Source organism: Winogradskyella tangerina, from assembly GCF_003260205.1.
Taxonomy (GTDB): Bacteria; Bacteroidota; Bacteroidia; order Flavobacteriales; family Flavobacteriaceae; genus Winogradskyella; species Winogradskyella tangerina.
Genome location: NZ_QERF01000007.1, coordinates 133743 through 159318 on the forward strand (window position 1 = coordinate 133743; position 25576 = coordinate 159318).

Annotated in this window: 27 protein-coding genes; 1 reads left to right on the forward strand and 26 read right to left on the reverse strand. The window is 34.3% G+C overall.

Annotated features, from left to right (window positions below; genetic code table 11):
- Positions 1-188: 188 nt before the first annotated feature.
- The 12 genes from DDY94_RS10970 to DDY94_RS11035 form a co-directional block, all read right to left on the reverse strand.
- Positions 189-2060: a hypothetical protein gene (locus DDY94_RS10970; protein ID WP_111684156.1), complete on the reverse strand. Its 1872-nt coding sequence runs from the start codon at positions 2058-2060 to the stop codon at positions 189-191.
- A 121-nt stretch (positions 2061-2181) separates the two neighbouring features.
- Entirely contained in the window at positions 2182-2721 is a 540-nt protein-coding gene (locus DDY94_RS10975) for a hypothetical protein (RefSeq protein ID WP_111684157.1), read from the reverse strand.
- A gap of 203 nt (positions 2722-2924) precedes the next feature.
- Complete coding sequence (locus tag DDY94_RS10980; RefSeq protein ID WP_111684158.1) at positions 2925-3830, reverse strand: hypothetical protein; 906 nt, start codon at positions 3828-3830, stop codon at positions 2925-2927.
- A gap of 528 nt (positions 3831-4358) precedes the next feature.
- Complete coding sequence (locus DDY94_RS10990; protein WP_111684160.1) at positions 4359-4718, reverse strand: hypothetical protein; 360 nt, start codon at positions 4716-4718, stop codon at positions 4359-4361.
- 23 nt (positions 4719-4741) lie between these two features.
- A complete protein-coding gene (locus tag DDY94_RS10995; protein WP_111684161.1) occupies positions 4742-5179 on the reverse strand; it encodes a hypothetical protein in 438 nt (145 codons plus the stop codon).
- A 126-nt stretch (positions 5180-5305) separates the two neighbouring features.
- The gene (locus DDY94_RS11000) at positions 5306-5689 is read right to left on the reverse strand and encodes a hypothetical protein (protein WP_111684162.1); all 384 of its coding nucleotides are present in this window, start codon (positions 5687-5689) and stop codon (positions 5306-5308) included.
- Positions 5689-6033: a hypothetical protein gene (locus DDY94_RS11005; protein WP_111684163.1), complete on the reverse strand. Its 345-nt coding sequence runs from the start codon at positions 6031-6033 to the stop codon at positions 5689-5691. Before DDY94_RS11005 ends, DDY94_RS11000 begins: the two co-directional genes overlap by 1 nt.
- A 90-nt stretch (positions 6034-6123) precedes the next feature.
- A complete protein-coding gene (locus DDY94_RS11010; RefSeq protein ID WP_157957298.1) occupies positions 6124-6804 on the reverse strand; it encodes an ATP-binding cassette domain-containing protein in 681 nt (226 codons plus the stop codon).
- A gap of 965 nt (positions 6805-7769) precedes the next feature.
- Positions 7770-8420, reverse strand: coding sequence for a hypothetical protein (locus DDY94_RS11020; RefSeq protein WP_111684166.1), 651 nt, complete (start codon positions 8418-8420; stop codon positions 7770-7772).
- A 229-nt stretch (positions 8421-8649) separates the two neighbouring features.
- Positions 8650-9078, reverse strand: a complete 429-nt coding sequence (locus DDY94_RS11025; RefSeq protein WP_111684167.1) for a DUF4268 domain-containing protein — start codon at positions 9076-9078, stop codon at positions 8650-8652.
- On the reverse strand, positions 9079-9753 hold the full coding sequence (locus DDY94_RS11030) for a ZIP family metal transporter (RefSeq protein WP_111684168.1): 675 nt from the start codon (positions 9751-9753) through the stop codon (positions 9079-9081).
- Positions 9754-9763: 10 nt separating this feature from the next.
- Positions 9764-10495: a class I SAM-dependent methyltransferase gene (locus tag DDY94_RS11035; protein ID WP_111684169.1), complete on the reverse strand. Its 732-nt coding sequence runs from the start codon at positions 10493-10495 to the stop codon at positions 9764-9766.
- A 56-nt stretch (positions 10496-10551) separates the two neighbouring features.
- On the opposite strand from DDY94_RS11035, the gene DDY94_RS11040 reads away from it, so the two are divergent.
- Complete coding sequence (locus DDY94_RS11040; protein ID WP_111684170.1) at positions 10552-11715, forward strand: THUMP domain-containing class I SAM-dependent RNA methyltransferase; 1164 nt, start codon at positions 10552-10554, stop codon at positions 11713-11715.
- Here the strand turns inward: DDY94_RS11040 and DDY94_RS11045 are convergent.
- The 14 genes from DDY94_RS11045 to DDY94_RS11110 all read right to left on the reverse strand — a co-directional run bounded on the left by DDY94_RS11045 (position 11709) and on the right by DDY94_RS11110 (position 25571).
- The gene (locus DDY94_RS11045; protein WP_111684171.1) at positions 11709-12284 is read right to left on the reverse strand and encodes a DUF4136 domain-containing protein; all 576 of its coding nucleotides are present in this window, start codon (positions 12282-12284) and stop codon (positions 11709-11711) included. The genes DDY94_RS11040 and DDY94_RS11045 overlap by 7 nt on opposite strands.
- Positions 12285-12365: 81 nt before the next feature.
- On the reverse strand, positions 12366-13145 hold the full coding sequence (locus DDY94_RS11050) for a class I SAM-dependent methyltransferase (protein WP_232817861.1): 780 nt from the start codon (positions 13143-13145) through the stop codon (positions 12366-12368).
- 79 nt (positions 13146-13224) lie between these two features.
- The gene (locus DDY94_RS11055; RefSeq protein ID WP_111684173.1) at positions 13225-13701 is read right to left on the reverse strand and encodes a hypothetical protein; all 477 of its coding nucleotides are present in this window, start codon (positions 13699-13701) and stop codon (positions 13225-13227) included.
- A gap of 3 nt (positions 13702-13704) precedes the next feature.
- Positions 13705-14397, reverse strand: a complete 693-nt coding sequence (locus tag DDY94_RS11060) for a LytR/AlgR family response regulator transcription factor (RefSeq protein ID WP_111684174.1) — start codon at positions 14395-14397, stop codon at positions 13705-13707.
- On the reverse strand, positions 14384-15454 hold the full coding sequence (locus DDY94_RS11065; protein WP_111684175.1) for a sensor histidine kinase: 1071 nt from the start codon (positions 15452-15454) through the stop codon (positions 14384-14386). Before DDY94_RS11065 ends, DDY94_RS11060 begins: the two co-directional genes overlap by 14 nt.
- A complete protein-coding gene (locus tag DDY94_RS11070) occupies positions 15438-16100 on the reverse strand; it encodes a hypothetical protein (RefSeq protein WP_111684176.1) in 663 nt (220 codons plus the stop codon). The genes DDY94_RS11065 and DDY94_RS11070 overlap by 17 nt, the downstream gene beginning before the upstream one ends.
- A gap of 126 nt (positions 16101-16226) precedes the next feature.
- Complete coding sequence (locus DDY94_RS11075) at positions 16227-16499, reverse strand: DUF202 domain-containing protein (RefSeq protein ID WP_111684177.1); 273 nt, start codon at positions 16497-16499, stop codon at positions 16227-16229.
- A gap of 76 nt (positions 16500-16575) precedes the next feature.
- Positions 16576-17472 carry a GIN domain-containing protein gene (locus DDY94_RS11080; protein WP_111684178.1) on the reverse strand — a complete coding sequence of 299 codons (897 nt, stop codon included), beginning with the start codon at positions 17470-17472 and terminating at the stop codon, positions 16576-16578.
- An 11-nt stretch (positions 17473-17483) separates the two neighbouring features.
- Positions 17484-17870 (reverse strand): hypothetical protein, encoded by a 387-nt coding sequence (locus DDY94_RS11085; RefSeq protein WP_157957299.1) that lies wholly within the window; start codon positions 17868-17870, stop codon positions 17484-17486.
- A gap of 2 nt (positions 17871-17872) precedes the next feature.
- Positions 17873-18358 carry a hypothetical protein gene (locus tag DDY94_RS11090; RefSeq protein ID WP_157957300.1) on the reverse strand — a complete coding sequence of 162 codons (486 nt, stop codon included), beginning with the start codon at positions 18356-18358 and terminating at the stop codon, positions 17873-17875.
- A 5-nt stretch (positions 18359-18363) separates the two neighbouring features.
- Positions 18364-18858, reverse strand: coding sequence for a DoxX family protein (locus DDY94_RS11095; protein WP_111684181.1), 495 nt, complete (start codon positions 18856-18858; stop codon positions 18364-18366).
- A 101-nt stretch (positions 18859-18959) separates the two neighbouring features.
- Positions 18960-20135 (reverse strand): helix-turn-helix domain-containing protein, encoded by a 1176-nt coding sequence (locus DDY94_RS11100; protein ID WP_232817862.1) that lies wholly within the window; start codon positions 20133-20135, stop codon positions 18960-18962.
- Positions 20136-20171: 36 nt separating this feature from the next.
- Complete coding sequence (locus DDY94_RS11105; RefSeq protein ID WP_111684183.1) at positions 20172-22583, reverse strand: alpha-ketoacid dehydrogenase subunit alpha/beta; 2412 nt, start codon at positions 22581-22583, stop codon at positions 20172-20174.
- A gap of 156 nt (positions 22584-22739) precedes the next feature.
- The gene (locus DDY94_RS11110; RefSeq protein WP_232817863.1) at positions 22740-25571 is read right to left on the reverse strand and encodes a gluzincin family metallopeptidase; all 2832 of its coding nucleotides are present in this window, start codon (positions 25569-25571) and stop codon (positions 22740-22742) included.
- Positions 25572-25576 lie beyond the last annotated feature (5 nt).

Here is a 25576-nt window from a genome sequence, read left to right on the forward strand (position 1 = left end):
TTTGGCTAATGACATCACCTAATATAGCAATTAGAAAAGAATTCAATTTGAAAAAGATAGGAAAGTTATGCCTACCAATGGATATTGTATAATTAAATCAAAACAATTTTCTTCTCTAGGTTGTTACAGTTGGAATGCCTGCTGTATCAGCAATGTCATTTGAATTTCCTGAAAGTAATAATGCTGATTTAGTAGTCTATATATTTTTCTCTTACAGCATCTATAGCACTTTGATCACCAATAAAAGAAAAATAAACATCGCAGAACAAATTGCTATACATTACGATTTTGTCGTTTATACCGTTATCATTTAATATAAAATTGACGATCTCAATGAATTTATCATAATTACAATCGTACGGATAGTATTTATTGAGGTTTACAGCATAAGCCTTCTGATTGTATAGGATACAGATGGTTTCAACTTTATCTTTTGAATCGTACCATTTAAGTATTTTGAAATCTTTCAAATACATATTTTCACTGCTTTCAATGGCATGTAAAGATGACTTAGTGCCATTGATAAATCTCAATACTTTGCCACTTTCGTTAAGGACTCTGAACAGGTTTGACGTTATTTTATCTGATTTTTGATCGGTTGTGGATAAAACAGATCGTATGCGATTTACTTCCTCGTTCGACAAAAAACCGACACTTTCAAGAAAACTTAATACCTCTTTATCATCTTCATTCAGTATTTGATGAAGACTGATCAGTCGTTTTGCTCTTTCGTTTTGAGTTTCTAGTTGCCATAACGATTCATTGTCTTCAATAAGACTGATTAGTTGAACTTTGAAAAGATCGTGATCTACAGATTTAAAATAGGGTAGAACGGTCGAAATAATTTCATTATTGAATCTGAGATCATTGATATCTCTTGAGGTGATATAATCCTTGAATATCATTTCGTAGAAATTCTCAGATTTGCGGAGCGTATCGATAACAATTTTATTTCTACACATATACCGTAGTATCCTTTTGTCATTTTGAAGATTTTGAAGGGCCTCGGGCTCTAAATCATAACCCAACTTCAGGAGATGAAAATTTATGTAATTGATGTTCAGATCAGTGAATTTTTCCTGATTTGTTCTGAGGTTAAGCAGAAATGGGATGATGCGTTCGTCGGCGTTTTCTATTAAGTGGGTAAAATTATTTCTGCCATTAAGAAGGCCTTTTCTATTTACATTTAAAATTTTAATTCTGCTACTGTAGGGATCATACTTTTTTTCGGCTTTCGAAAGAATTGAAGCATATACATTATTTATAGCCAAGGTGGAAATTTCTGCTTTTGTTTGCTTATCGATTTTTTTACCGAATGACGTAGGATTCATTAAAATCAAAATTCGACTTAAATGACTTTTAAAAAGCACACTATCCTTTTCTTGAACGATTTTTTCCATAAACAGTTCGACACCGATTTGGCTATTGTTTTTAACCAGATGGTACAACAGTTTGTACTCATTTTCTGGTTGAACAGAAGTCAAATGATCTTCTAAAAGCTTTAACCCGTCTGTTCCTTGTAATGATGCTATCAAAGGAATGACAACTTCTTCGTAAAACGGATCTTTTAAGGTCGACAGTATAAAATTTATGAGTTCGGTATCGGTTATTGGATTACCCTTTGAAGCGTAACTATCTGTAATTTTTTTAAGTAGCTTTTTAATAGAGTCTTTATCACCTGAATTGATGATGCTATTCACCTCATCGATTATACGTTGATCGCCCGAAGCATATTTTTCTGCGTATGAAGGATAATTTTCTATATCATCTAATTTATCGGCAGGATATGAGGTATAGAACGCCTTTCTTCTTGAATAATAATGCTCTAGTAATTGCACTGATTTTAAATCGGTGATCTTAAGGATACTCGTGTCGTTGAGCTCAGCTAATTTTGGACTTAGAAAGTCTAAACTCACGTTGCTTAAGTTTGAAATGTACAGACTATCTTCTGCATACGAATAGTCGGTAACTTTGCCTGTATTATCCGCTGTTATCTGAGCATGAAGACATGTTGCAAAAAAGGCTAGAACTAAAGTGATAAAGCTTTTTGTTTGGTTCATTTGATAATGAGGCAAAGTTTTTTTGAGATGAGATGCGAGATGAGCTACGAGCCCTTTTCCGTTACAGTCTAAAGTTAATTAATTCTGGAGAAATTATTATTTGGAAATCAGCCGTAATGAACTATAGCCGTTGTTGGCAATAGTTTTTTATTCGTTTCCAAAGATTTTCGGTTTTTAATCTGACGAAATCGTCTTTTAGTTTTTTCCATTCTTGATATTCCGCATCAACTTGCTCAGGTCTTTTTCCTCTAACTGCCGAATGATTAGTAACATTATTAAGTAATTCCAAATGAGAAAGTCTTTTCGTCAATTTTCGATTCAGTCTTTCATTCCGATTGAATAGAGTTTGCAACTTTTCTTTAAGTTCATTCGGATAATGAGTGAGTAATTCAGCCGAACCTAACAAGTTATTCTCAATATTAGATTCAGTCAATAATATCCATAATTGTTCAAAATTCGGTACAGGAAGTCGTACAAATCCGTATTCATTTCCCCAGCCTGAATCCCACAATATTTCATTCTTCCATAAGTCTCCGTTTTTGTCAACATAATGGTCTTTTCCGCTAACTTCTTTAAGTCCAAAATCCTTTGGGTTACTTTTATTATATCTAAAAGATGCCTTGAAATGCTTTTGGTTTATGTCAATTATTTTGGTTTTCATTCAAATTGTAGCCAACGGTCTCGACTATCATTCCACCGTAGCTTAAATATAGCGAATTGCAATGAATTCCGATTAGTAATTTCAACCGTAATGAACTATAGCCGTTTATTTTTTACGATTTATTGGATGTGCGGTTCGTAATTCAATGTCCTTGAGTTCGTTTTACGAAGTCCATTTTTCTGTAAAAGAGTGATATGCTATAATTACCTATCATCTTTTTGAATTATTTCTGACGCCGTTACTTTATCAGTATATAGAATATGTGTACATCGATTTTGTTCTTCAGGCAATTTCTTATATAAAAACATTTCATGGGATAGGGTAGTGTTATAGATATTATCCTCTCGTTCAACAGTGTTAATTTTTAACCCTGTACCGTCATTATTTAACATGCTGCCTTCACTGAATACATGATTAATAGACATGATTTTTTCAGGATCAAAATTCACAGTATCTTTTAATAAGTAACCTCCAATTCTTTCTTTGTCAAAAAGAGGTGTAAAAGAATTATGTACATTTCCTGTTAGAGTAACTATTTTGGTGTTTGGATATTTAATATGGATGTTGCGTATTTCCCTGTACATAGACGAATCTCTGGTTGAAGACGCATAAGAATTATCAATAAATTTTAAAATGATTCTTTTATTTTTAGTACTCTTATGCACTAAATCAAGCCATGCTACACCATTTCTACCATCAAAATTTTTTCCGCGAAAAAAATTCAATTCTTTTAACTGGGAAATTGACATATCGTCTGACAAGTTATTCATAAGTGAAGCACGAATTTCCATAGCCATGATCACTTGGTCTTCGTGTTCAGTAATTAGTTCACATAAACCATAAGCAAATTCGGCAGGTTCATTTGTTCCGTGCATTTCCCCAATCATCAATACTTCAAAATTTGCAATTTCATCATAGATCTTGTTGCCCAACTTTGTTAAGCTCTTAATAGGTATGGCGTTCTTTTTCAAATCCTTTTGCTCTTCTGTCATTTCTACAGAATTTTCAATAGTAATTGACGTTTCATCAGATGTGGTTTGTTTTTCTGTATTGTCTTTACAAGACGTTAATCCGAGCAGAATAATAAGTAGAAGTAAGACTTTTTTCATTTATAATGATATTTAATTCTACAAACGTAGAGATTTAAATTTATTTCTACAAATGTAGAATATGCTTTTTAAGTCTTGATTTTCAATTGGCTACAACGCTCAAGTGTGTGATTTCATTTCGTGGTTTGATCACTAAGTTAGTAGAATGGGCGTGAACCCAAGGTTCAGAAGCAGAAGAAATTCTGGTAAGGAATTTATAGCATTGACTACCCCAGGTATTTTAAATCGCTTTTTCAAATTGCTCTATATATCATTAAAATTCCGCCTAATATTAAAAGTAGAATTCCGACATATTGACTTGGTTGCGTAGATAATAACCCGTAGGATTCCTCTTTTTTAAATTTTTTGGTTTCCTTTATTTGATAGTTCAGCCAAACAAATCCAAGGATCAAAAGGCAAAATCCAAGCAGTATATCTATCCAATCCATTAATTCGAATATTTAAAATTAAAGCGAACTTTTTGCACTAATTATTTCTATCAATTTCATTGGCTACTCTGTAACAGTTATCGTTGTTGTGTAACCTTTTTTATTCCGCAAATAACTTTTTCGGAACTTGATAACTAGCTGAGTACATTAAATCTTTCCCACGACTATTAAATTCGGCAAAAGCTTTTCTATACCATTTTGGGTCATTCGCACGAGTTTCAAAATCTTCATAGGTCAGAACATCATAAAAATTTTCATTCAGCCAAGGTTCAATGCCGAAAATAGAAATTCTGTTTTCTTCTACTCGGTCGAGAACAATTTTAAAGTCAGATTCAGAGAAATAGTAAATAGATTCAGCGTCGAATCCATCATTCAGATTTTCAAGTCCGTTAAACACATTTGCTTTTAGATAATCAAGTTCCTCTTTTCTCTCTTTTTCGCTGTAATCTTTAATTTCCATTTGCGGTTCTTCTTCAATATTTATTATAGATAATTAAAGAATAGCTCAATAAAGATTCCAAGTATAACACTAAAAAAAGCTGCCAAACGAGATAATCGTTTTAATTTAAATGTGTTTGAAAAAGCTAGCCACAGTCCTATAAGACCACAAATCACTAAAATTATGGTTCCGTACAAAGGGACAAGACTATCAAAAAGGCCGATTTGATCAAAAAATGGGTCTAGTAAAGCGGTAAATCCAAAAAGGGCTAGAGCGAAATTCGTCTTTTTATCACCTTTGAAAAGGTAATAACTTGCAATTACTAGTTCAATACTTATGGCTAAAGGACCAAATTGATTATAATATGCTCTTTTAAAGTACGGCTCAATTCCTTGGGGAAAATCTATGTTCAATAAAAAGGCAATACTTAACGCAGTACCAATAAGTAAAAGTAATAATGAAATAGCTTTTCTTTTATTCATAAGGCCTTTTAAATGTTTGCTAGTGGTTATATGTATGGCTAGTTGCTTTTGCACTAAGATAGTAAAAAGAAACAGCTAATGTTTGGAAGTATAATTTTTCGGAATTAGGTTAGAACAAGTAATTGTTTAATGCCTTTTTTTTGACTTCGTTATGATCTTATCAATTATTATGTCAGTCAGTATTTCTAATTCAACTTCTTCTGTTTGAAAACTATTCTCAACATGATTTCCAACATTCTTTGAGAAAATGTCCCATTTCAAATTCATTTTATTACCTAACTCGACAACTAAACTTCTTAAGTTGTATCCGTTATTCTTCAAATCTGTCAATATCCAATTTCCTAATCCATGAGCGTTTTTTAAGTCGTCTGAAAATCTTAAATAGTATTTTGGAATATCATTTTCATAAATAACATTTTCATTGAATTCTAATTCCAAGAAAGGGAAAAAGCGTTCATTTTCTTTTCCACTAATTAAATATGATTCTGTTTTCAGTATAATTTTTTTCATTACAACATTACTTGTCTAATTCTGTGGTTTTTAATCCCAATTTTGATTATATCTCTGCAAAAATTATCCAATTTATTTTTAAATTCAGACTGCAGATTATCGTTTCCACAATTTAATTCCCATAATGCTCCAGAACCACCAAAAAGCTCATTGACTAGGACGTGTTTTTTAAAAAGTTTAGAATCCTTTTTAATTGCAGATGCTAAGACATTCGTCAATTCTTGTTGTCCAAGACTTGTTCCAATCTTAGTCAAAATATCTTTTAATTCAGTCACGCTTTTGGTCAGCGACCTAATATTTTCTTCGGTAAAATTTAGTTCCTTGTTTCGTTTAATAATATTCATCCTATATATGCCAAAACACGCAACTCTATATACAATGCGCTTCTATTGTCCAAGATAGAAATAATTTCAAATCTCACTTTAATTGCATCCTTAAACCTTTAGTGAAATATTGTTAATATCAAGATTTTCATCTAATCTATCGTTCAAGGAATTCCGTATTAATTCAAATTCAGATTTTTCAAATATGTTACTGATGCTTCCTCGATCTATTTGTATTATTTTATCACAACTACTAATTAAAGTATTATGAATGTGAGAACTAATCAAGACAATTTTATTGGCTTTTTTAATCTTTTCAATTAGTAAATACATTTTTGCCAAACTATCCCAATCTAAACCATTAAAAGGTTCGTCTAATAGAAGTATTGGTTTATCCAATATCACATTTGCTATAATGGTAAGTTTTTTCTTCATACCAGTCGATAAATTTTGTACAAACTCATTGAGAGGAATATCAAATAAATTTGCTAATTGTAGTGCTAAAACATTTTTTGAATGAAAAAAATCTAAATATTCTTGGGACTTTATATATGGATAGAAGTAGTTGTCAGTTTCTACAAAAGAAACTTTATTAGGTTTAAGAATTTTGTCTTCAAAAGTAATTTCTCCATTAAATGGAATCTGGCCAAAGATGGCATTGAAGAATGATGTTTTACCCGAACCATTTAAACCAAAGATTCCAATAGCTTCACCTTTTTTGACCTTGAATGATAAATCTTCAATAATTAAATTATTACCATAGGAAATGTTTAAACTATTAATTTTTAACATATTCATTAATTTTTGAAGTACCTATTTCTTTCATTTTAAAATAATTATGAATCCATGGAAGGACTAATAATATTGAACAAAAGATTTCGATAATCCCAGTAGTCCCAATAGGTTTTATCTTATTATAATCGCAGCTATAGTGTGCATACTTATACAATATTATTTTAATGAAAAACATTATTAAAATGCAGTAAATACATAAAGCAATAGAAATTAAAAGAGGATTGATAAAAACGGATATCAGAAGAGGCGGAACCGTGATCTTGAAGAAAAAAGATAACGAGTTTTGAATCTTATTTTCAAGACTATTCTCTTGAAAATACATACTATATATCTCCTTAGACTCTTTATATGAATAAATTGAATTGATCAAACCACAAAACAAAAATGTCATTATGCCAAATGTAAATGGATGAATAGCAGATAGAATGAACAAAGAATATGTTATAGTAAAGTTTAACGGTTTGCGACGCATATATGATTTCCACTCATAAACGTCCATTGAAATCCACTTTAAATCTATGGAATTGGTGAGTTTAAACTTTTTAATGTTAATCAGGGGTAATAAAATGCAAACTGTGATATTAATCAGGTAAATCGAACAGAATTCAAATTTGAATAATATTATTATTTGAGAAATGCTGCAAAGTATAAAGTACTCACAGAGAATTAAGAAATAAATATTCTTATAGAACACTTTTCGCAAAAAAGAGAGGTCACCTCGATTTAAATGAAAATAAATAGATGGTATTATTGATAGGGTCAGGTGAATCCATGGGCTCTGAAAATTGGTTAATGCAATGGTAGTCCAAATTATCGCATAAACTAAAATACTATCAAAATCATAATTAATTTGCCGAAATATATATCTGACTCTAAAACCGAAGTAATTTTTGAATTTATTCAAACTTAAAGTCATGATAAATTGGCTTTAGGCTAGAACATGCAATTAATTATACAAATTGTTACCCAACGTTTTTATTCTTTTTTCCTGTCAGCTTCCGGATTAAAAGAATTCCACCAATAATTAAACCAATTATCAGTAAATAAGAAATTATTTTCCCTAACATAAATCCGATTTCATACGCAAAATTAGTTTCTTTTTCTTTTGGCTCAATTACTTTGTCGGCTGATATAGAAATTGAATTAAAAAACTTGTCTTTATTGATTGTAGCTAATTGTTCATTTTCTTTAAAAGTCCAAAATTCATAGCTGACAAAATTATTATTCACTACAAGGATTCGTTTGTATCTTAAATTCGGCAGTTGTGGATTAGAATTTGCTAAATAAGCTATTTCTATACCTTTAATTCCATTTAATTGAAATACTTTCTTTTCTAATAGCTCACCGTTTACAGCTTTTAATGCTCCAGATATAACTCCTTGATAAAATTCTGGTAAGCCAGATACAGTTATTTTTTGGTTTCCTAAATCTTTAATCGTTACCATATATGCTCCAATATCATCTGAAGTGGAATAATAAATGCTTCCATTCTGATTTGTTTTTTCAGGTGAAATTGGAAATTCAATTGAAACAAAATCAGTCAATTCGGTCTTTGACCATTCTTGACTAAACGAAAGGTTTGTAATTAGTAAAAGTGTGATTAAGTATTTCATAAAGATTTATTTATTCAGTTTTGTCGTTATTCCAAATATTGGGTAACGGTCTCGGCTATGAGTAGTTGCATGGTTTACAGCTAGTCTCTTTATGGACATGCCAAGTAAAAAACCCGAACGGCACAAACCAAGTTAAATAGTGTATCTATATATAATGGGAGGTAAATACGGATAGATAATTCAAATGTAGGAAAATACTTTCAATTAAAAAATAGTGACAACTATTTTCTTAACCCTTTATAATCTCTTTATACTCCTCAAAAAAAGTTTCAAACAAGAGCATATTCACATTGAAGAATTCCATGACCTCTTGCCAGGTATTTTTTTTATGGATAGAGACCTTGCGGTCTAAGGGCAAATAAATACGGGATATCTCTTTACCATTATCTAAAAAGAATTCTTCTTCGTAGATCGCATCTGGGAGATAATCGTCTTTCAGAATAGATTTTAAAGCGACCAGCTTTTCCCAGCAGTTGATCCGGTTTTCGAGATCGTCCTCTAGATCTAGTGCAATAAGCGCTTTTTTAGTATCGAAGTGAAATTTAAAAGACAATCCCTTTATTTTGGTATTGTACAACAGCCATTTGCGAGGAAATGATTTTCCGAAGCTCGTCCAGAATTCTTGGCGCAATAATCGACTTTCTTCCTTGCTAAACATCTATAGTACGTATGCAATTAATACACCTAAACAAATGGCTAAGAGCTTAGACAAGTTGAATTTATGACCCTCACCAGATTCAAACAAAATAGTCGTAGAAATATGTAAAAAGATACCTATAACCACCGCATTGATACTGGTAAGATACATCGGTGCAATAGATGTGGTATTAGAAACCAGAGTACCTAAAGGCGTCATCGCGGTAAAGATCAATAGAAAACTTAGGGTTTGCTCTTTCATGAATTTGGATTGCAACAAATAGGAGGTGAGGAGCGCTGCAATAGGTATCTTATGAATAAACACCCCATAAACCATATCGTTGTGCTGATGAATAGGAAAGCCTTCTAAAAAACTATGAATACATAAACTTACAAAGAGTAACCACGGAAATTTTTTATCATTTTCACTGATATGAACATGGCCGTGCTCAGCACCTTTAGACAAAAATTCTAAAATGATCTGTAGCAGTATACCGCACATAATAAACAGGCCTGTGCGCTTGGCATCCAAGTGTTCATAAACTTCGGGGAGCAGATCGAATAAGGTTAAAGCCAGTAAAAATGCACCACTGAAGGACAACAATAATTTGGTGTAAATAGATTTTTGTCTTTTGGTTAAAAAGGCAATAACAACACCAATAATGATGGCATAAATTGGAAACAGATACTTATTCATGCTGGCAAAATTACTTAAAAACCATGATGAGGCGTTCGGAAGTTTTGGAGTGATATTTTTGCAAATTGTAATCGCCAAAAATATCGAGTAAATAAACACCGGCTTTCTCAAACAAGTCTTTAAAATCATTGAGCGTTAAAGCTTTTACACGTTCTTGGTATTCAAACTGCTGGTCATCGATCTTAAAACTAATATCCTTCACAATGTAGCCGTTCTTCACGCTTCTTTTTTGATGAAAATTAATGCCATCAACTGTTTTTACATCTTCGCTCACCAGATTTTCAACAACGTAATCCACATTCATAAAATCGATAACGCCAAAACCAGTAGCATTCAATTCCTGTTTTATAGATTCTATGGTTTTAAGATTGCAAATTTCATTATCAAAATAACCAAAGCTTGTAAATAGATTGAAAACCGCATCAAAAGTTTCAGGGTAAGGCTTCGTCATGTCGTGCACTTCGAACTTTAGAGTATTATTTTCAAACTGCTTGGCATGATTAATACTCTGCTCAGAAAGATCAATGCCGGTGACGTTATAGCCTAAAGTATTCAGATAGATAGAATGTCTTCCCTTTCCGCAAGCCAAGTCCAAAATTTTACCACCTTCAGGAATATTGAGGTAGTTGGTAAGATTATCCATAAAGATTTGCGCTTCAGAATAATCTCGGTCTTTATATAAAATGTGGTAGTAAGGTGTGTCGAACCACGAAGCGTACCACTGTTCAGTTGATTTTGTCATAAGTGTAATGCGTGCTGCAAAAATAGTTTAAATTTGTCTTCTTTATGACGTAGTGCATGGACAATAATTTCAAAATGGTAGCCAAAACCTTATTTGGCTTTGAAGATCTTCTGGCAAAAGAATTAACGCAGCTTGGTGCAATGCAAGTTGAAAAAGGCGTGCGCAAAGTTAGTTTTGTTGGCGACAAAGGCTTTATGTACAAAGCTAATATGGCACTCAGAACTGCGATTAAAATTCTTAAGCCCATCAAGTCTTTTAGAGTGGCAAGAGAAGAGGATCTCTACAATAATGTTAAGACTATTAAGTGGGAAAACTACCTAAAACCTGAAGGCTCATTAGCCGTTGACGCTACGGTTCATCACAGTGTTTTCACCCATTCAAAGTACACAGCTCTTAAGACCAAAGATGCCATTGTTGATCGCTACCGCGAACAAGGTGGTACGCGTCCAAATGTAGATCTACGGTTTCCTGATCTGAAAATTAATGTTCATATAGACCGTCAGCGCTGTACCATTTCTCTAGATTCGTCGGGCGAATCTTTGCACCGTCGTGGGTACAAAACCGCCACCAATATTGCACCGATTAGTGAAGTATTGGCAGCCGGATTAATTATGATGAGCGGCTGGGATGGACAATCAGATTTTATGGATCCGATGTGCGGTAGTGGTACTATTTTGGCCGAAGCGGCAATGATTGCTTGTAATATTCCTCCTAATTTAATGCGAAAGGAGTTTGCTTTTGAACGTTGGGAAGATTGGGATGTTGATCTGTTTGAAACTATTGAAGAATCACTTCTGAAAAAAACCAGAGACTTTCATCATAAGCTCATAGGATATGATAAATCACCTTCGGCGGTGAGAAAAGCAAAGGAGAATATTAAAAATGCACATTTAGACGAATTTGTGCATATTCAGCATGAAGATTTCTTCAAAACTCAAAAGGCAGGAACTGAAAAACTGCACATGGTATTTAACCCTCCTTATGGCGAACGCCTAGAAAATTTGAATGTTGAAGAATTCTACGGAAATATAGGAACTACGCTTAAACACGGCTATCCAAATACCGATGCATGGCTTATCACTTCAAACCTCGAAGCGTTGAAATTTATTGGACTCCGACCTTCAAGAAAGATAAAAGTCTTTAATGCCAAACTGGAATCGCGTTTGGTTAAATACGAAATGTACGAAGGCAGCCGCAAAGCCAAGAAACAACATCATTGAATATCTTCCTTAAACTCGTCTGGGTTTTGTCCAATTTCGGTTTTAGGATAGGTATTAAACAATTCTTTTACCAATTCACTGATATAGGGTTTTAGCTTCTTTTTCGATTTGTTTAATTCACAAATAATAGAAGCATGCCAAAGCACTTTATTGGTTTCGAAATCGGCAACATAAACGATAAGCGTTTCTTGTTCATAGGTTTCTTCATGAATTTTACAACTTTCCCAAAATTCAAGGTCGCCTGAATGTTCACAGCTTTTGAAATTCGCTTTCTCTTCAGTGATCATTATTCTAAACCCTGCTTGTAACTGTGGCTCTAAAACATTGGTCTTATGCGCCTTATTTTCCATCTCAACGGCAACAGCGTCGCCAATAGTTTGCCTTACATAATCATTATCTAAATTCGGATAATTAGTATGCTCAACAGTAAAGTCTTCAATACACAAAACATAGGTGTCGTACTGATTAAAATCAACATCTAAGTTGTAATCATAGACCACCTCACTCGAAGCAGCACATCCAAGTAATAAAACCAGAAATAAACTGCATAAAATTGAATTAATTCTCATAACACAGAAATTTTGAATGTTCTTAAAGTTCCGAATTACGAGGAAGAAATACTATGACAATTGTCAAGTTTGAAAGAAATGTTACTCAGGTTTCCTAACGATCCAGATATCCTGAGGTACCCAGTGCTTATTTGTGGAAGTTTGAACGATGTGTTCTAGGATATCCGCATCTTTGAATAGGTCTTCAACAAATGATTTAGGATGAAAGGCAGAATAGGTGCGATGGCCTTCTTTAACTTTACCGCGCACTACTAATTGGCCTTCATTGTAGCGGGCTAATTCTGAAGCTGTAAGTTTTGGTTTGTAATTATCCCCTTGAAGACTCAGCAACATAATTCCCTGCGGTTTTAAAACGCGATACAGTTCCTTAAACCAGGCATAGTGCATTTCTTCAGACAAATGGGTAAAAATTGAAATTCCATAGATCACATCCATGCTATGGTCAGAATAAGGTAATTCTGCTTTGAGATTGTTCTTATTGAAAGCTATTCCCGGTAGATGTTCCGAACACCACTTAATGGATTCTGCATTATAATCTGTGCCAAAGAATTGACAATTGTTGCCAATAACATCTGGCATGTGGCGGATTATTCGTCCGGGTCCACAACCCCAATCTAAAATGGTTTTATCTTTTAGATCGATATGTTTTTTGAAATGATCTACCAACCATTGCGCCATTTTTAAACCACCATTATAGTAATTGTCGTAATTGATTCCGAAGGATTCATACATCAAATAATCTGGAGGAAGATTAACATTCGGATGCTCTTGTTTAAATACCTTATTTGCGTCTTTATTCTTGAACTTTTGAATGCGAAACCTTACCAAGTCGGTGAGGTATATTAAATTGAGTTGCCTCAAAAAGTGGGATAGTTTTGCTTTATTCAATGGTTGAAATGAATTCTATGGCTTTAGCTTGTCGCAAATATAAGACAATGTATTACTTGCGTAGGTCTTCTAATTGTAAATTATAGTCGTACTGCAGATCTTCATGCAGTAGACTGATTTTTTTTCGCAGGGCGATAATCTGGCGTTCGTATAAATTGCTAAGTGTCCGATTTCTGTGGATGGACGGTTTCAATTCGTTTAAACGTTCACAGAAATAAATCAGTAATTCAACTTCTGTAGATTTTTTAAGCGAATAGCGACTGTAAACTCTTATCTGTCGCAGAATTTTACGAATCGTTTTTTTCATATAGAAATAACTATCCGTATTCATGCCTTCAAATAAGTCATCTAAAGTGCTTTTCACGCTCGCGATATAGCCATCTTCATTATGCGCTTCGAATAATAAATAGGTGAGGAGTGCCTTATTTTCTTTTTTAAACTTACCGAGCCTCAGGCATAATTCTAACAAGTCTTCTTTTGGTAGATGCTGAAGCTCCTTTTTTATAGTAACGATCGATTCAATTTTCATGCACTACAAATTTAAGGCTTTTAGAACAGTCTGTTTATAGGTCTGACCGATAGGTATTTTATGATCGTCTATACTGATCTGGTTTCCTGAGAGATGATTGAGTCTGTTGAGATTGATACTGAATGATTTATGCGTTCTTAGAAAGTAATTGGGTAAACTTTCTATGAATTTTGAAAATGTACTATGCGTGGTAATGGTTTTTTGCTGAGTATGAACCTTCACATAATCGCCATAGGCTTCAACATATTGAATATCCTCAAATCGTACCTTATGAAGGGCTTTGTTTTCTTTAAGAACTATAAAATCGGTATCATTTAAGCTGTTTTCGTTCTTATTGAGCACCTTATTTATGGCTGTTAGAAAGCGTTCATAAGCAATAGGTTTTAATAGATAATCGACGGCATTGACCTCGAAACCATCAACAGCGTATTGTGGATAGGCCGTCGTAAATATAACCTGTGGCGGGTTTTGCAAGGATTTATAGAAATCTAAACCAGATTGCTTAGGCATATTGATGTCTAAAAATAGCAGATCGATCTTACCGTTGAGCTGCAAATACTTAAAAGCCTCTTCTGTGTTAGAACATATCAATTTTAAGTCGAGCACAGGTGTTTTTGCAATGAAGTGTTGCAAAACGTGCTGCGATGATGGTTCATCATCAATAATTAAACATGAAATCGATTTATGCGTTGTCATTGTTGATGCTTAGTCTTACTTTAAATTGATCGCTGGTTTCACTTACTTCGAACTGATGGTTGTTAGGATATACCAAATTAAGGTTATTCTTGATATTTTCTAGTCCAACACCCGAATGTTTATCCCTAAGTTGATTATTGGTGTCTAAATTCTTATTAGTGATAATAAATTCGAATTTAGAATTAGCTTGAGACATTGTAATTGTAATAGGTTGCTCAGTTTTACTGGTGTCTATTCCGTGCTTGTAACTGTTTTCTAACAAAGGAAGTAATAGCATTGGATAGATCTTGAAATCTTCATTTTCTATTTCCAATTCTAACTTTGTCGTGTTTGGTGTATTTACGCGATGATCTTGAAATGCAATATAATTTTTCAGTAGCTTGATCTCATCCTTCAATGAAACTTGCTCGTTGTCTGAATCGTAAATCACATAGCGCAGAATATCTGATAATTGTACAATGGCATTGGTAATGCCTTCTTTCTGTTCTAAGGCTAGTGCATAAATGACATTCAGCGAATTGAATAAGAAATGCGGGTTGATCTGAGCTCTAAGTGCCGAAAGTTGCGTTTCGATCTGTTGATTTTTGAGACGTAGAATTTTGTTTTCGCTTTTATTGAAGTAGAACCAATCTTCAGCTAATTTAATTAAGGTTGAAACCACTAAAAAGATCGTGAATACAAAAAATATGTTCTCCTTAGTCAAATAAGAGATAAAGAAGAAACTTGTAAAAAGCAGATCTAAAATAGGCTCTAATAACCAAGTGCTCAAATATGCGAAGACCACCAAATTGAATATAAAGGCTAAAATATAGGCGATATAGCGTTCCTTTTTCAACAGCTTTGGCATTAAGACGTAAAAATTAATTGAAGCGGGTATGGCTAAAGCAATCAAAAACGTAACGGTGTATATATAATCTATGGTTATTGGCTTATTTCCTTTAGAGAAAACAAACAATAAAATCACAAAGGCCAAAGACCACAGAACACCATTGAATACAAGTGGTCTGTGGTAATTGGCTTTTCTTTCAAAAAGATTGATATTAAGGTTTTGCATCATGTGGATTTAAGGTCATGATATCGTCATTATCCCATTTGTTTTCAAAATCAGCTTTCATAAACTTTCGTAGAAAGCTATGAAGTTCTTCGCTGTTCGATGTAAGTACTAGATCTTCATCGATACCAACTTTTTCATGCTTTAAACGTATTTTCTGTTCATTAAATAAACGCTTAATAACAGACTCAGAGATCCAAGATAGTTTAATACTACCGTCGTCATTAAAATCTACCTTTGCCGCAGAATGTGTTTTAAGAAGGTGTTGAGCCACCATACTATTTAAGCCACTATCTTCATAGTAGAATGGTGTGAAGTCTAAAAACAGATGATCATCTACTTTAAATGGCATTGCTATAAAAACAGCGTCGTCGTCTTTGGTAACATACTCAACAACATAAGAATCTTTATAGCGTTCGTAGGCCTCTATGTCTTCTTTCATGAGTTTTGTTTGATCTTGGTTTTCTTTTTCCCACTCTGTTTTGAAGGATACAAACTTCCAGGTTTTTTTACTCTTGGTAATGTATTCACCTTCAAGACGGTCATCAAAAAATTGGGATTCTGCCGTATAAAATGGCTGGATTGACTTTACAATACACGAACTTAGTAGTAATGCTATTCCGATTAAAATAAATGAGGTCTTAAGTTTCATAATGAGTTTTCTTTTAAAGTTTATGCTAAACTCTACATATACCTAAAGTATTACAATTTATTTCGACAAACACTGACCAACTCATGCCGAACACTTATGGTCTTATATTTTGAATTGATTTGTAGCTTAATAATGCCTTCTAATGGTCTTTCTAACTCTGAATAGACGATAGATGCCAATGGCGAGTATTATTGAAGACACAATGATGAGAATAATCCCAAATGATTTTAAGTCTGAAAAAAATTCTAGCTTAAGAATGGTAACTCCCGTGCCAAGAATCACCAGAAAGGTTCTGAAGTAGGCCAGAAAGGTACGTTCATTGGCGAGCTTTGTGCGCTCTATAGCGAGCCAATCGCGCGTGATAAGGTTCTTATCTTGATTTTTAGAGGTGTCTGACACAGAATCGACTTTTAAGTTTAGATTTTAAATATAAAAAAACCATCATAAAATGATGGTCTCTTAATTCATATTTAGATCAATCGAAGAGATCTACAACCTTGCCTTCGTCTTCCTTTTTGATGGTAATTAGCAATTTCCTGAAGCCCAAACTATTTACCTTATAAACCTTGGTACCAACCGACCAGTTTTCTTTGCGTTTGGTATTGGGCATCATTGGGAAGCCATAACTGAATTTCGACCCATCTGGTTTCGGACCCACAACATAGAAATTATTTCGATTAGAGGAATTATTCTTAATCTTGAAGTTAATAAAAACAGCATCTGGGTTTTTAACTTCATCTTTTTCTGAAAGACTTAGAACTTGACCTCCTTTTTTCTTGGTTACTTTGAAAGATTCGGGTTTCGATTGATATATCAACTTTCCATCATTTGAAACTTCTGCCCATAATGTATTGATTGGGTTGACCTGCACTTGTCCCCAACTCCAAAGATTTACATAAACATTTTCAGCTTCTGTGTTGAGGGCATTAACTTTAGCAAGCTCAGCACCAATTCTAAGTTCTTTGGTTTTACCTTCCACAGTGATATTTCCGATAGGCGCCATAATTTGTAAATAATCATTATCTAAATTCACGATCTTGGTGATATCGTGTGTACCAGTTTCAACACGTCTTAGATTTGGTGCTCCTATGGTAATTACTATCGATTTTGAAGGCGATATCCACTCTTTTTGATCAAGATGGAGTTGTCCATCAACGACCTCTCTATCAATTAAGTCTAATAGGTTTTCGTCTGCCGTAATTGTTAGGTTTTCTTCAGCAGATTGGTCGATTGTGATCTTGGCATATAGATTAATTTTAATGGATTCTATGGTACTAACATCGTAAGATTTAGTTACGATCGTTTTGTTTCCTTTTACCTGGCCAAAGGCCAAATTTGTGAGTAGTATTACTAATAAGCTAATTCGTTTCATGATTAATAATTTTAATTGTTTATTGTTTTTTGTTGTCCTTCAGGATTATTAAATATCCCTTCATAAATGATGGTTTCTGGTTGGTATTCAAACTGAATACTTCTGTTATCTTGTCCTTCTAATTCAAATTCGCCGTTATTCACAAACTTGAACTGAATGCCATTAACTGCGGTCTTCTGAGAAAAAGTACCTTCATAAATACCATCGTTGTTGTCGTCGGTTAACGGCGCTGTGTCATTCCATGGGTTATCGGTAAAGTTTCCGCGTATCCCTACATTTTCAGGATTTTCAACGCCTCTCATATCTATTTTGAACGTCACGGTTTTTGTATGTGTCTCCTGGACACAGCTTTGTGAGATTATGAATAAACAAAGGAGTACTGCTTTAAAATATTTCATGATTATTTAATTTTTTTATAGTTATAGGTGTTTCTAATTAATCGCTCTTTAGTATCGAGATAAACCACTTCTTTGGTAACCGAATATGTGCTATCTGTAAGCTTATGTGTTAAAATCATATCGGCTTTTCTATTGTCGTCCTTGCCAGTGTAAGTGGTCACTAAAGTTTTCATTCCGTTGTCTTCCGTAAAACTTACCACTTTCTCATTTCCAAAGTAAGTCCCGTTCTTTCTGATCTTAACAGTGCCCTTGTAATTTTTACTAGGCTCATAAGTGTATTGTACTTGCGTGATAATTTTGTCATTTTCAATTTTGAATTGCATCGTAGCTTCAACATCGGTTAGTTTTCCTGTTTGATAATCGGTGTAGGTTAAAGTGCCTTTCCAGCTGGTATTGTTGATACTTTCAAAATCTGAAATTTTAATGGTGTCTTGCGCAGAGATCATTGATCCAATGCATAGTAATACGATGGTAAATAATGTTTTCATAATATTTATTTTAATTTTTTACTGATGAGATAATCAAGTCCGAAACGTCCCGAACCTAAAAAGAGATTATAGATGGCTACCCAAAGGAAGCCCATAGCAGGAAGCATTCCCCAAAGTCCTTGATTCCATTTTTGCATGAAAATGGCCGTTAGCATGGTACACATAATGAGGAAAGACGCTATTCTGGTTTTTAATCCTAACATAAGAAATAAGCCGCCTACAGCTTCACTGAATGCACCCATCCATGCAAAGAAGACTGGTGCCATGGCGAATATTCCTCCGTAACTAGCTACATCTTCAGGGAACCAGGCAGATACTTCAAACAAGTTTAGGTTTTGGCTATCAGCCGTCCAAGGCATTCCAAATTTATCGGCTCCGAACATGGTAGTTAACCAAAGTCCACACAGAATTCTAGGGATGGCAAAAACAGCATCCATAAACCAGTGTTTTTGTGTCACTGGTGTAATAATGAATTTTAAAATTGGTTTTATTCGTGTCATAACAAAAGGGTTTAAATGTTTGATGACACAAATTTCGAGTAAGAATCTTCGGTGGGCGACTTATAACGTCCTAGAGCGTCCTAAATACGATTTGAGACGTCTTAATTTACTTGAGTTTTTAAATATTCGGTAGGTGAGAGGTCGGTTAATTTTTTGAATACACGGTTGAAAGTAGCCTTGCTGTTAAACCCACATTCTTGAGCAATACCGAGTAATGAGAGCTGTTTGTGCTTGTCTTCTTTTAGCATTTGTTTGAATGCTTCGACTCGATATCCATTCACGAAGTCATTAAAATTCTTTTCAAATGCTGTATTGATGATCTCTGAAAGTTGACCGCGTGACATTTTTGCCATTTTGGCAAGATCCGACAGATTGAGTTCAGGATTTAGATAAACCTTTTCGTTTTCCATCAATTGCTTAACGGTTGCAATATCTTCATCTGAAATAGATTTGTCTTCTTCCATGATATTAGCATCCTCAGGAATACCAATCGACTTTGGTGAGAAGGTAAAATCTAGTTTGTTAAGCTTTGTGGTATCCGTAAAATAACCTTTCACACCAACATAAAGTGTAACAATGGCCATAGTGAGATTAAGCCACCAGCGTTGTTCGTAACCTAGATCCATAAACCGAGATCCTATAATATCTTGAATGGTTCCATATAAAAAGAGTAAACTGAAAAGGATAAGAAAGCTCAAAATCCAATTCAATTCTAGCTTGTAGGTATTCGAAAAATATTGAATGATCTTTTTTCTATAACTGTAAAACAACTGAAAGGTAAAGGCCAAATACATCAGCATAAATGGCGTTTCCACATAACCCATTATCGCCTGAACATATTCTTCATCCAGTTCTATTTTTAGAATCCCATTTTGTGTTTCATGGAATCCGGGTTGCAAGGCATCGTAGGTATAAATGCTAAATCTGTAAATTATATATAGAAAGGCCAACGAAAAATGCCACCAATATTTTTTCTTAAAGGTAAAGTTAGAGGTGGTTATAGACTTCACGTATAAATATATCAACGGTGCAATTCCGACGGCAATATTGATGAGGAAGTAGTTGATTTTTGTGGTTCTAAATTCATTATACCAACCCATAAATCCTACGGTGTAGCATATTTGCGAGTAGCATGATAATAGCAGAATTAATCCAAGAAAGAGATCAGACAGATGTCTTTTTTTGTAATATCTAACAAATAGTAATATCACAAAAATCATCCCTTGTAACACAAGGATTAACAACGGAAGACTGTGCCTGTTAAAATCTGGAAACATAAAGACATCTAGGTTTAAAACCTAAATGTATAGGAATTATCTCAATTTTGGAAAATCAATAGGGCTCAATTCGTGCATCACGTCGTAAACGGCTTCAAAAATATCCTCCACTGATGGTTTTGAGAAATAATCACCATCTGAACCATAGGCAGGGCGATGAGGCTTAGCTGCTAATGTTTTAGGCTGGCTATCTAAATGTATAAATGCGTTTTGCTCATTCAAGATTTGATCTAAAATGTAAGCTGATGCGCCACCCTTAACATCTTCATCTATAACCATAACACGATTGGTTTTGGCTATACTTTTAACGATATCGTGATTAAGGTCGAACGGCAATAAGGACTGTACATCAATAATTTCTACGTCAATACCAACTTCTAACAATTCCTGAGCAGCTTGTTCTACTAATCTTAGGGTAGAACCGTAAGACACCAGTGTTATATCGTCACCTTCCTTAATCGTTTCAACAACGCCGATAGGTGTTTTGAATTCACCTATATTACTAGGCATTTTTTCCTTAAGGCGATAACCATTCAGGCATTCTACGATCAATGCAGGTTCGTCGCTTTCCAGAAGGGTATTATAAAAACCTGCAGCCTTAGTCATATTCCGAGGTACCAGAATATTTATTCCTCTAATAAGATTTAAAATACCACCCATTTGAGAACCAGAATGCCATATGCCTTCAAGGCGGTGCCCACGGGTTCTTACAATTAATGGTGCCTTTTGGCGACCGAGGGTTCTATACTGAACTGTGGCCAGATCATCACTCATAATTTGGAGTGCATAAAGAAGGTAATCTAAATATTGAATTTCAGCAATAGGTCTTAACCCACGCATGGCCATACCGATACCTTGACCAATGATGGTAGCTTCTCTAATTCCGGTATCTGACACTCTTAATTCACCAAATTTTTCTTGAAGTCCTTCAAGACCTTGATTTACATCGCCAATATACCCTGCGTCTTCACCAAATACTAAGGCTTCTGGATATTTATTGAAAATGGCTTCGAAATTATCTCTAAGTACGATTCTTCCATCTACTTCTTCAGGATTTGAATCGTATGTTGGTGAAATTTCAGATTGGTTTATAGCCTTCAGATCAGATTGGCTATATAAATGCGAACTGTATTTTGGTTGAATTATTTCGATATAATGATTAATCCAATTCTGCAATGCTTGTTTTTCAGGAGTATTTTCAGAAATCAAATAACGCAAAGCTTTACGTGCTGTAGATAAAATATCTTTTCGTAAAGGTTCGTCGATATGATCGAGGTCATTTTTCAACTTATTGATAAATGCACCATTTGAACTTGACGATGCCGCGTTATTCAAGAGGGTAATCACATTTTGCTTTTCTGCTAAAATCGGCTTAATGAACTTTGCCCATGCATTTTTCTTTCCATCTCTAACTGCTTTTTTGATCTCTTTTTCGAGAGTAGTTAATTCCTCGTCTGAAGCGATATTATTAGCAATCATCCATTTACGCATTTGCGCATTACAATCGTACTCGGTTTCCCAAGCCAATCGATCTTGATCTTTATAACGCTCATGAGATCCTGAAGTGGAATGTCCCTGTGGTTGTGTTAACTGCTGCACGTGGATCATCACAGGTACATGTTCCTTACGAGACACTTGGGCAGCTCTTTGATACGTATCTATCAATTCGGCATAATTCCAACCATTAACTCTAAATATTTCATATCCGTCGTTATGTTCATCACGCTGGAATCCTTTTAAAATTTCAGATATATTTTCTTTTGTAGTTTGATGCTTAGCATGAACTGAAATTCCGTATTCATCATCCCATATACTGATTACCATTGGTACCTGTAATACTCCGGCCGCATTGATCGTTTCAAAGAATAGACCTTCGCTGGTACTTGCATTTCCGATCGTTCCCCAGGCAATTTCATTACCATTTTTTGAGAATTTGGTAGTATCTATGCCATATACATTACGGTAGATTTTCGATGCTTGGGCTAGTCCAAGTAATCTTGGCATTTGTCCGGCAGTCGGTGAAATATCTGAACTAGAATTTTTTTGTTGCGTAAGATCTTTCCAATGACCGTCGGCGTCTAAACTGTGCGTTGCAAAATGCCCACCCATCTGACGACCAGCTGACATCGGTTCTTCTTCGAGATCTGTATTAGCGTAAAGACCAGCAAAAAACTGCTCAATAGTTAACTCACCAATAGCCATCATGAAGGTTTGGTCGCGGTAATATCCAGATCTAAAGTCTCCGTTTTCAAAAGCCTTTGCCCATGCAATTTGTGGTACTTCCTTTCCATCACCAAAAATTCCAAATTTAGCCTTGCCTGTCAAAACTTCCCGACGTCCCAACAGACTACATTCACGACTTGTGACGGCTAATTTGTAATCATTGATTACTTCAGCTTTAAAATCTTCAAATGTAATTTCTGTTTTTGTATCTGGATTCGTCTTCATTAGGGTACAAAGTTGTGAAGCCACAAAGGTACTAAATCATGCGGTTTTATGCAATAGCTAAAACTGTTATAAAATTGAATTATTCGCAATTAAAAGTTAAATAATTAAAATAATAATTAAAAATATTTAAATAATTAACATTTAAGTGAGAATATGTTAATACCATTTACGTCTGAATAGACCTAATAAAACCTGCGGATCAACAGTAATAATGAATCGGATACGCTCTTCATAATTAGGCTGAGCTATTTCCCAACCCAGATTAGAATATACAGGAAAATAAAGTTCGAAGAAATCTTCAACAAGGTTAAGTCTAACACCAGAATCGTAAACAAATCGTGCGCTATCTAGTCTATTTTTCACTAGTCCGATGTCACCATAGGCTTGAATATACCTCCAAATTGAAGTGCTAAAGTTTGCCGTAGTCATCCATTGGTTAGCGAAAGGTGTTTCGAGCATAGATTTAAATCCACCTTCAGCAATAATAATTTGCTGACTAAATAAGCCAGATGCTTCAGAACGACCTAAATAATTCAGATCAAAGAGGTAATCTGTTGGCCGGTCTAGGGCAAAACTGAAGAAATCTGAATTAGGGTCAGTATTATTCTTTAAGAACATACCGGCAAAGATTCTCAGATTAATATTTCGATTACCGCGTGTTAGCTTTCTAAATTCATAATTAAATGACAATTTGCTGAAATTACTTGACACCTGAAAGTCCGTGCTAAATCTTGAAAAGTTTATTCGCCCTGGTTTAAAATGGGTATATCTTAAATTAAAAACACCATAATCAGGCTCGTCAATAACAACGGTTGCATCTTCACCAACATCGCGATTAATACTTAGGTAGCGCGCTGTAATATTATCTATGCGGTCAGCTCTAAAATCATCGTCATTTCTAAAGCTAAAGGTGATCGATGGTCTTATTCGTGTAAAGAATGCGTCTTCTGCGAAGGATTGGTAACCTGCTGAAATACCATAAGTGATATCAAAGAGATTTTGGTTTTCAATATTATGGGTGTAAAATATAGATGTAGATCCTGTTAATGCTTTCGAACGTGTGGCATACTGTGGTGAAAACCTGTAGTTCAGGCGTTTTCTGAGTATGGTCTTATTATAAATTTTTGCACCAAGAGTTAAGCCATCATAGATGTTTTTGAATTCAACCAATGGCATAAAAAACACCTGATTGTAATAGGGATCTTCGATGTCTTTGAAAAGTCTAAATTGTAAGGGTTTATTGTTCAAGAATGACCCATTGACTGACTTATAATTATCACGTTGATTAAACTCCGGAATCACGTTATAGTAATCTAAGACAAACTTGTCAGTGCTGTCTTTTGGTAAGCTAATAGTTTTTGTACCACGTATGTTTTCAACCCATTGTTTGCCAATAATGGAGTCATTACTTAATTGAAACAAAGAAATAGGCATAGAATTCTTGCGCTTATTCTTTATGGTAACTAAAATGGAATCCTCGGTTGTTACAACCTTTTTTATTTTGAAATCTATCTTCTTTCGAGTCCCAACATAATCTGTAAAGAACCAGTCTACATTCTTTTGGGTTTTTGTATTAAGGAAAGATTCAAAATCTGAAGTATTTACGTCTTTCAGTTTATATGTTTTCAGAAATTCTGTAATAGTGTTCGTTAAGCTTATATCATCCGTAAAATTGTCAAGATAATTAAGACCAACACCTGCCTTGTATTTATTTGCGATGTTGGCATTAAACTTAAGCAGCGAATCTTTCGACATGCTTAATGGTTGGTCCCTGTTTTTTCTGGCCAACTCCATTGAATATAAAAAGTACTGAAAATTAAAATCTAGATCAGCAGCATGAAAGGCCCTAATGCCCCAAACATTTGCTAAAGTTCCGAGTAATTTCATATCCGGATAATACTCTTCAACATACTTTATCATGAAATAAATCTGAAGACCATCACTTAGCCAATGTTCTTTCCTTGGATTCAGCAGAAGTGTATTTTCGAGATACTTCTTTAAAGCGATCTTTAATAATTTTAATTCATATTGAAACTGATCGGGAAAAGGTCTCAAAAAATCAGGCAATTGATTCAGGCCATAAAGTGGATTCTTGTTGTATTCAATATTTGAAACTAATAATTGACGGTGCGGATATACACCCAGATGCTTTGTGAGATATCTGGTGATCTTATCTGTTAATATGGCTTTTTCGCCACTAGGTAAGCCTTTTTCATTGATATTAGAGATGAGAATAAAATCATCTGTTTGGACAAAACTATAGCGTGGAAACTTCTTTAAAGAGAGATATGTGTCTACACGATTTCGCCCGTAAAAAACCGATGTCTGAATCTTTGTTTGTCTATTAGCATCTATAGAGATATTATCTAATTCTGAAGTTGCTCTGTAGTTAAGAGGATGTTTTACCGTAATGCTAATATCAGACTTTGGAATAAACAAATCATCTAAGTTCTTATTGCTATAATAATGCCATTTACCATCATAGACTGCAGGGGTGATATACCAATATTTTAATTCAAACTCCTTGTTTTTTGTATAGCCATAATCCGTGAAGGTGGCATCTGGCAGCACCAAGTCATAGATCAGATCTAAATGGTAAGATTCTCCCGGTTGCAAGGGATTATTGAGAGTCACTTTAATAACATCTGGATGTCCCTTAGGATATACGTAAGTGAGTGGAGAAGACGTTGAATTATCTTTTATCTCTGAAATGGTTGTGTATCCTCGCTGGTCGTCGCTGGCTAAATGAAATTTTGTACTAAATTCTTCTTCGAAACGCTTTGCTAAAGGTGTTGATTTATCAGAATAGCTGTTATTCCAATCGTGTAAATAGATGTCCTTTAAAGTATCATTTGTGTCATTCTTATAAACTATGGTCTGACTAATCGCAATTGTTTTAGTTTCGACATCAACATCGGCCACAATATCAATTTTGTTTTGCGCATTGATAAATACACAAAACAGGAGTAAGGTATACGATATGAGCAATCGTC

Excerpts from the sequence above, each read along its gene's own strand:
- DDY94_RS10970 (WP_111684156.1), bottom strand. The coding sequence starts at position 2,060 with ATGAACCAAACAAAAAGCTTTATCACTTTAGTTCTAGCCTTTTTTGCA.
- DDY94_RS10975 (WP_111684157.1), bottom strand. The coding sequence starts at position 2,721 with ATGAAAACCAAAATAATTGACATAAACCAAAAGCATTTCAAGGCATCT.
- DDY94_RS10980 (WP_111684158.1), bottom strand. The coding sequence starts at position 3,830 with ATGAAAAAAGTCTTACTTCTACTTATTATTCTGCTCGGATTAACGTCT.
- DDY94_RS10990 (WP_111684160.1), bottom strand. The coding sequence starts at position 4,718 with ATGGAAATTAAAGATTACAGCGAAAAAGAGAGAAAAGAGGAACTTGAT.
- DDY94_RS10995 (WP_111684161.1), bottom strand. The coding sequence starts at position 5,179 with ATGAATAAAAGAAAAGCTATTTCATTATTACTTTTACTTATTGGTACT.
- DDY94_RS11000 (WP_111684162.1), bottom strand. The coding sequence starts at position 5,689 with ATGAAAAAAATTATACTGAAAACAGAATCATATTTAATTAGTGGAAAA.
- DDY94_RS11005 (WP_111684163.1), bottom strand. The coding sequence starts at position 6,033 with ATGAATATTATTAAACGAAACAAGGAACTAAATTTTACCGAAGAAAAT.
- DDY94_RS11010 (WP_157957298.1), bottom strand. The coding sequence starts at position 6,804 with ATGTTAAAAATTAATAGTTTAAACATTTCCTATGGTAATAATTTAATT.
- DDY94_RS11020 (WP_111684166.1), bottom strand. The coding sequence starts at position 8,420 with ATGAAATACTTAATCACACTTTTACTAATTACAAACCTTTCGTTTAGT.
- DDY94_RS11025 (WP_111684167.1), bottom strand. The coding sequence starts at position 9,078 with ATGTTTAGCAAGGAAGAAAGTCGATTATTGCGCCAAGAATTCTGGACG.
- DDY94_RS11030 (WP_111684168.1), bottom strand. The coding sequence starts at position 9,753 with ATGAATAAGTATCTGTTTCCAATTTATGCCATCATTATTGGTGTTGTT.
- DDY94_RS11035 (WP_111684169.1), bottom strand. The coding sequence starts at position 10,495 with ATGACAAAATCAACTGAACAGTGGTACGCTTCGTGGTTCGACACACCT.
- DDY94_RS11040 (WP_111684170.1), top strand. The coding sequence starts at position 10,552 with ATGGACAATAATTTCAAAATGGTAGCCAAAACCTTATTTGGCTTTGAA.
- DDY94_RS11045 (WP_111684171.1), bottom strand. The coding sequence starts at position 12,284 with ATGAGAATTAATTCAATTTTATGCAGTTTATTTCTGGTTTTATTACTT.
- DDY94_RS11055 (WP_111684173.1), bottom strand. The coding sequence starts at position 13,701 with ATGAAAATTGAATCGATCGTTACTATAAAAAAGGAGCTTCAGCATCTA.
- DDY94_RS11060 (WP_111684174.1), bottom strand. The coding sequence starts at position 14,397 with ATGACAACGCATAAATCGATTTCATGTTTAATTATTGATGATGAACCA.
- DDY94_RS11065 (WP_111684175.1), bottom strand. The coding sequence starts at position 15,454 with ATGATGCAAAACCTTAATATCAATCTTTTTGAAAGAAAAGCCAATTAC.
- DDY94_RS11070 (WP_111684176.1), bottom strand. The coding sequence starts at position 16,100 with ATGAAACTTAAGACCTCATTTATTTTAATCGGAATAGCATTACTACTA.
- DDY94_RS11080 (WP_111684178.1), bottom strand. The coding sequence starts at position 17,472 with ATGAAACGAATTAGCTTATTAGTAATACTACTCACAAATTTGGCCTTT.
- DDY94_RS11085 (WP_157957299.1), bottom strand. The coding sequence starts at position 17,870 with ATGAAATATTTTAAAGCAGTACTCCTTTGTTTATTCATAATCTCACAA.
- DDY94_RS11090 (WP_157957300.1), bottom strand. The coding sequence starts at position 18,358 with ATGAAAACATTATTTACCATCGTATTACTATGCATTGGATCAATGATC.
- DDY94_RS11095 (WP_111684181.1), bottom strand. The coding sequence starts at position 18,858 with ATGACACGAATAAAACCAATTTTAAAATTCATTATTACACCAGTGACA.
- DDY94_RS11100 (WP_232817862.1), bottom strand. The coding sequence starts at position 20,135 with ATGTTTCCAGATTTTAACAGGCACAGTCTTCCGTTGTTAATCCTTGTG.
- DDY94_RS11105 (WP_111684183.1), bottom strand. The coding sequence starts at position 22,583 with ATGAAGACGAATCCAGATACAAAAACAGAAATTACATTTGAAGATTTT.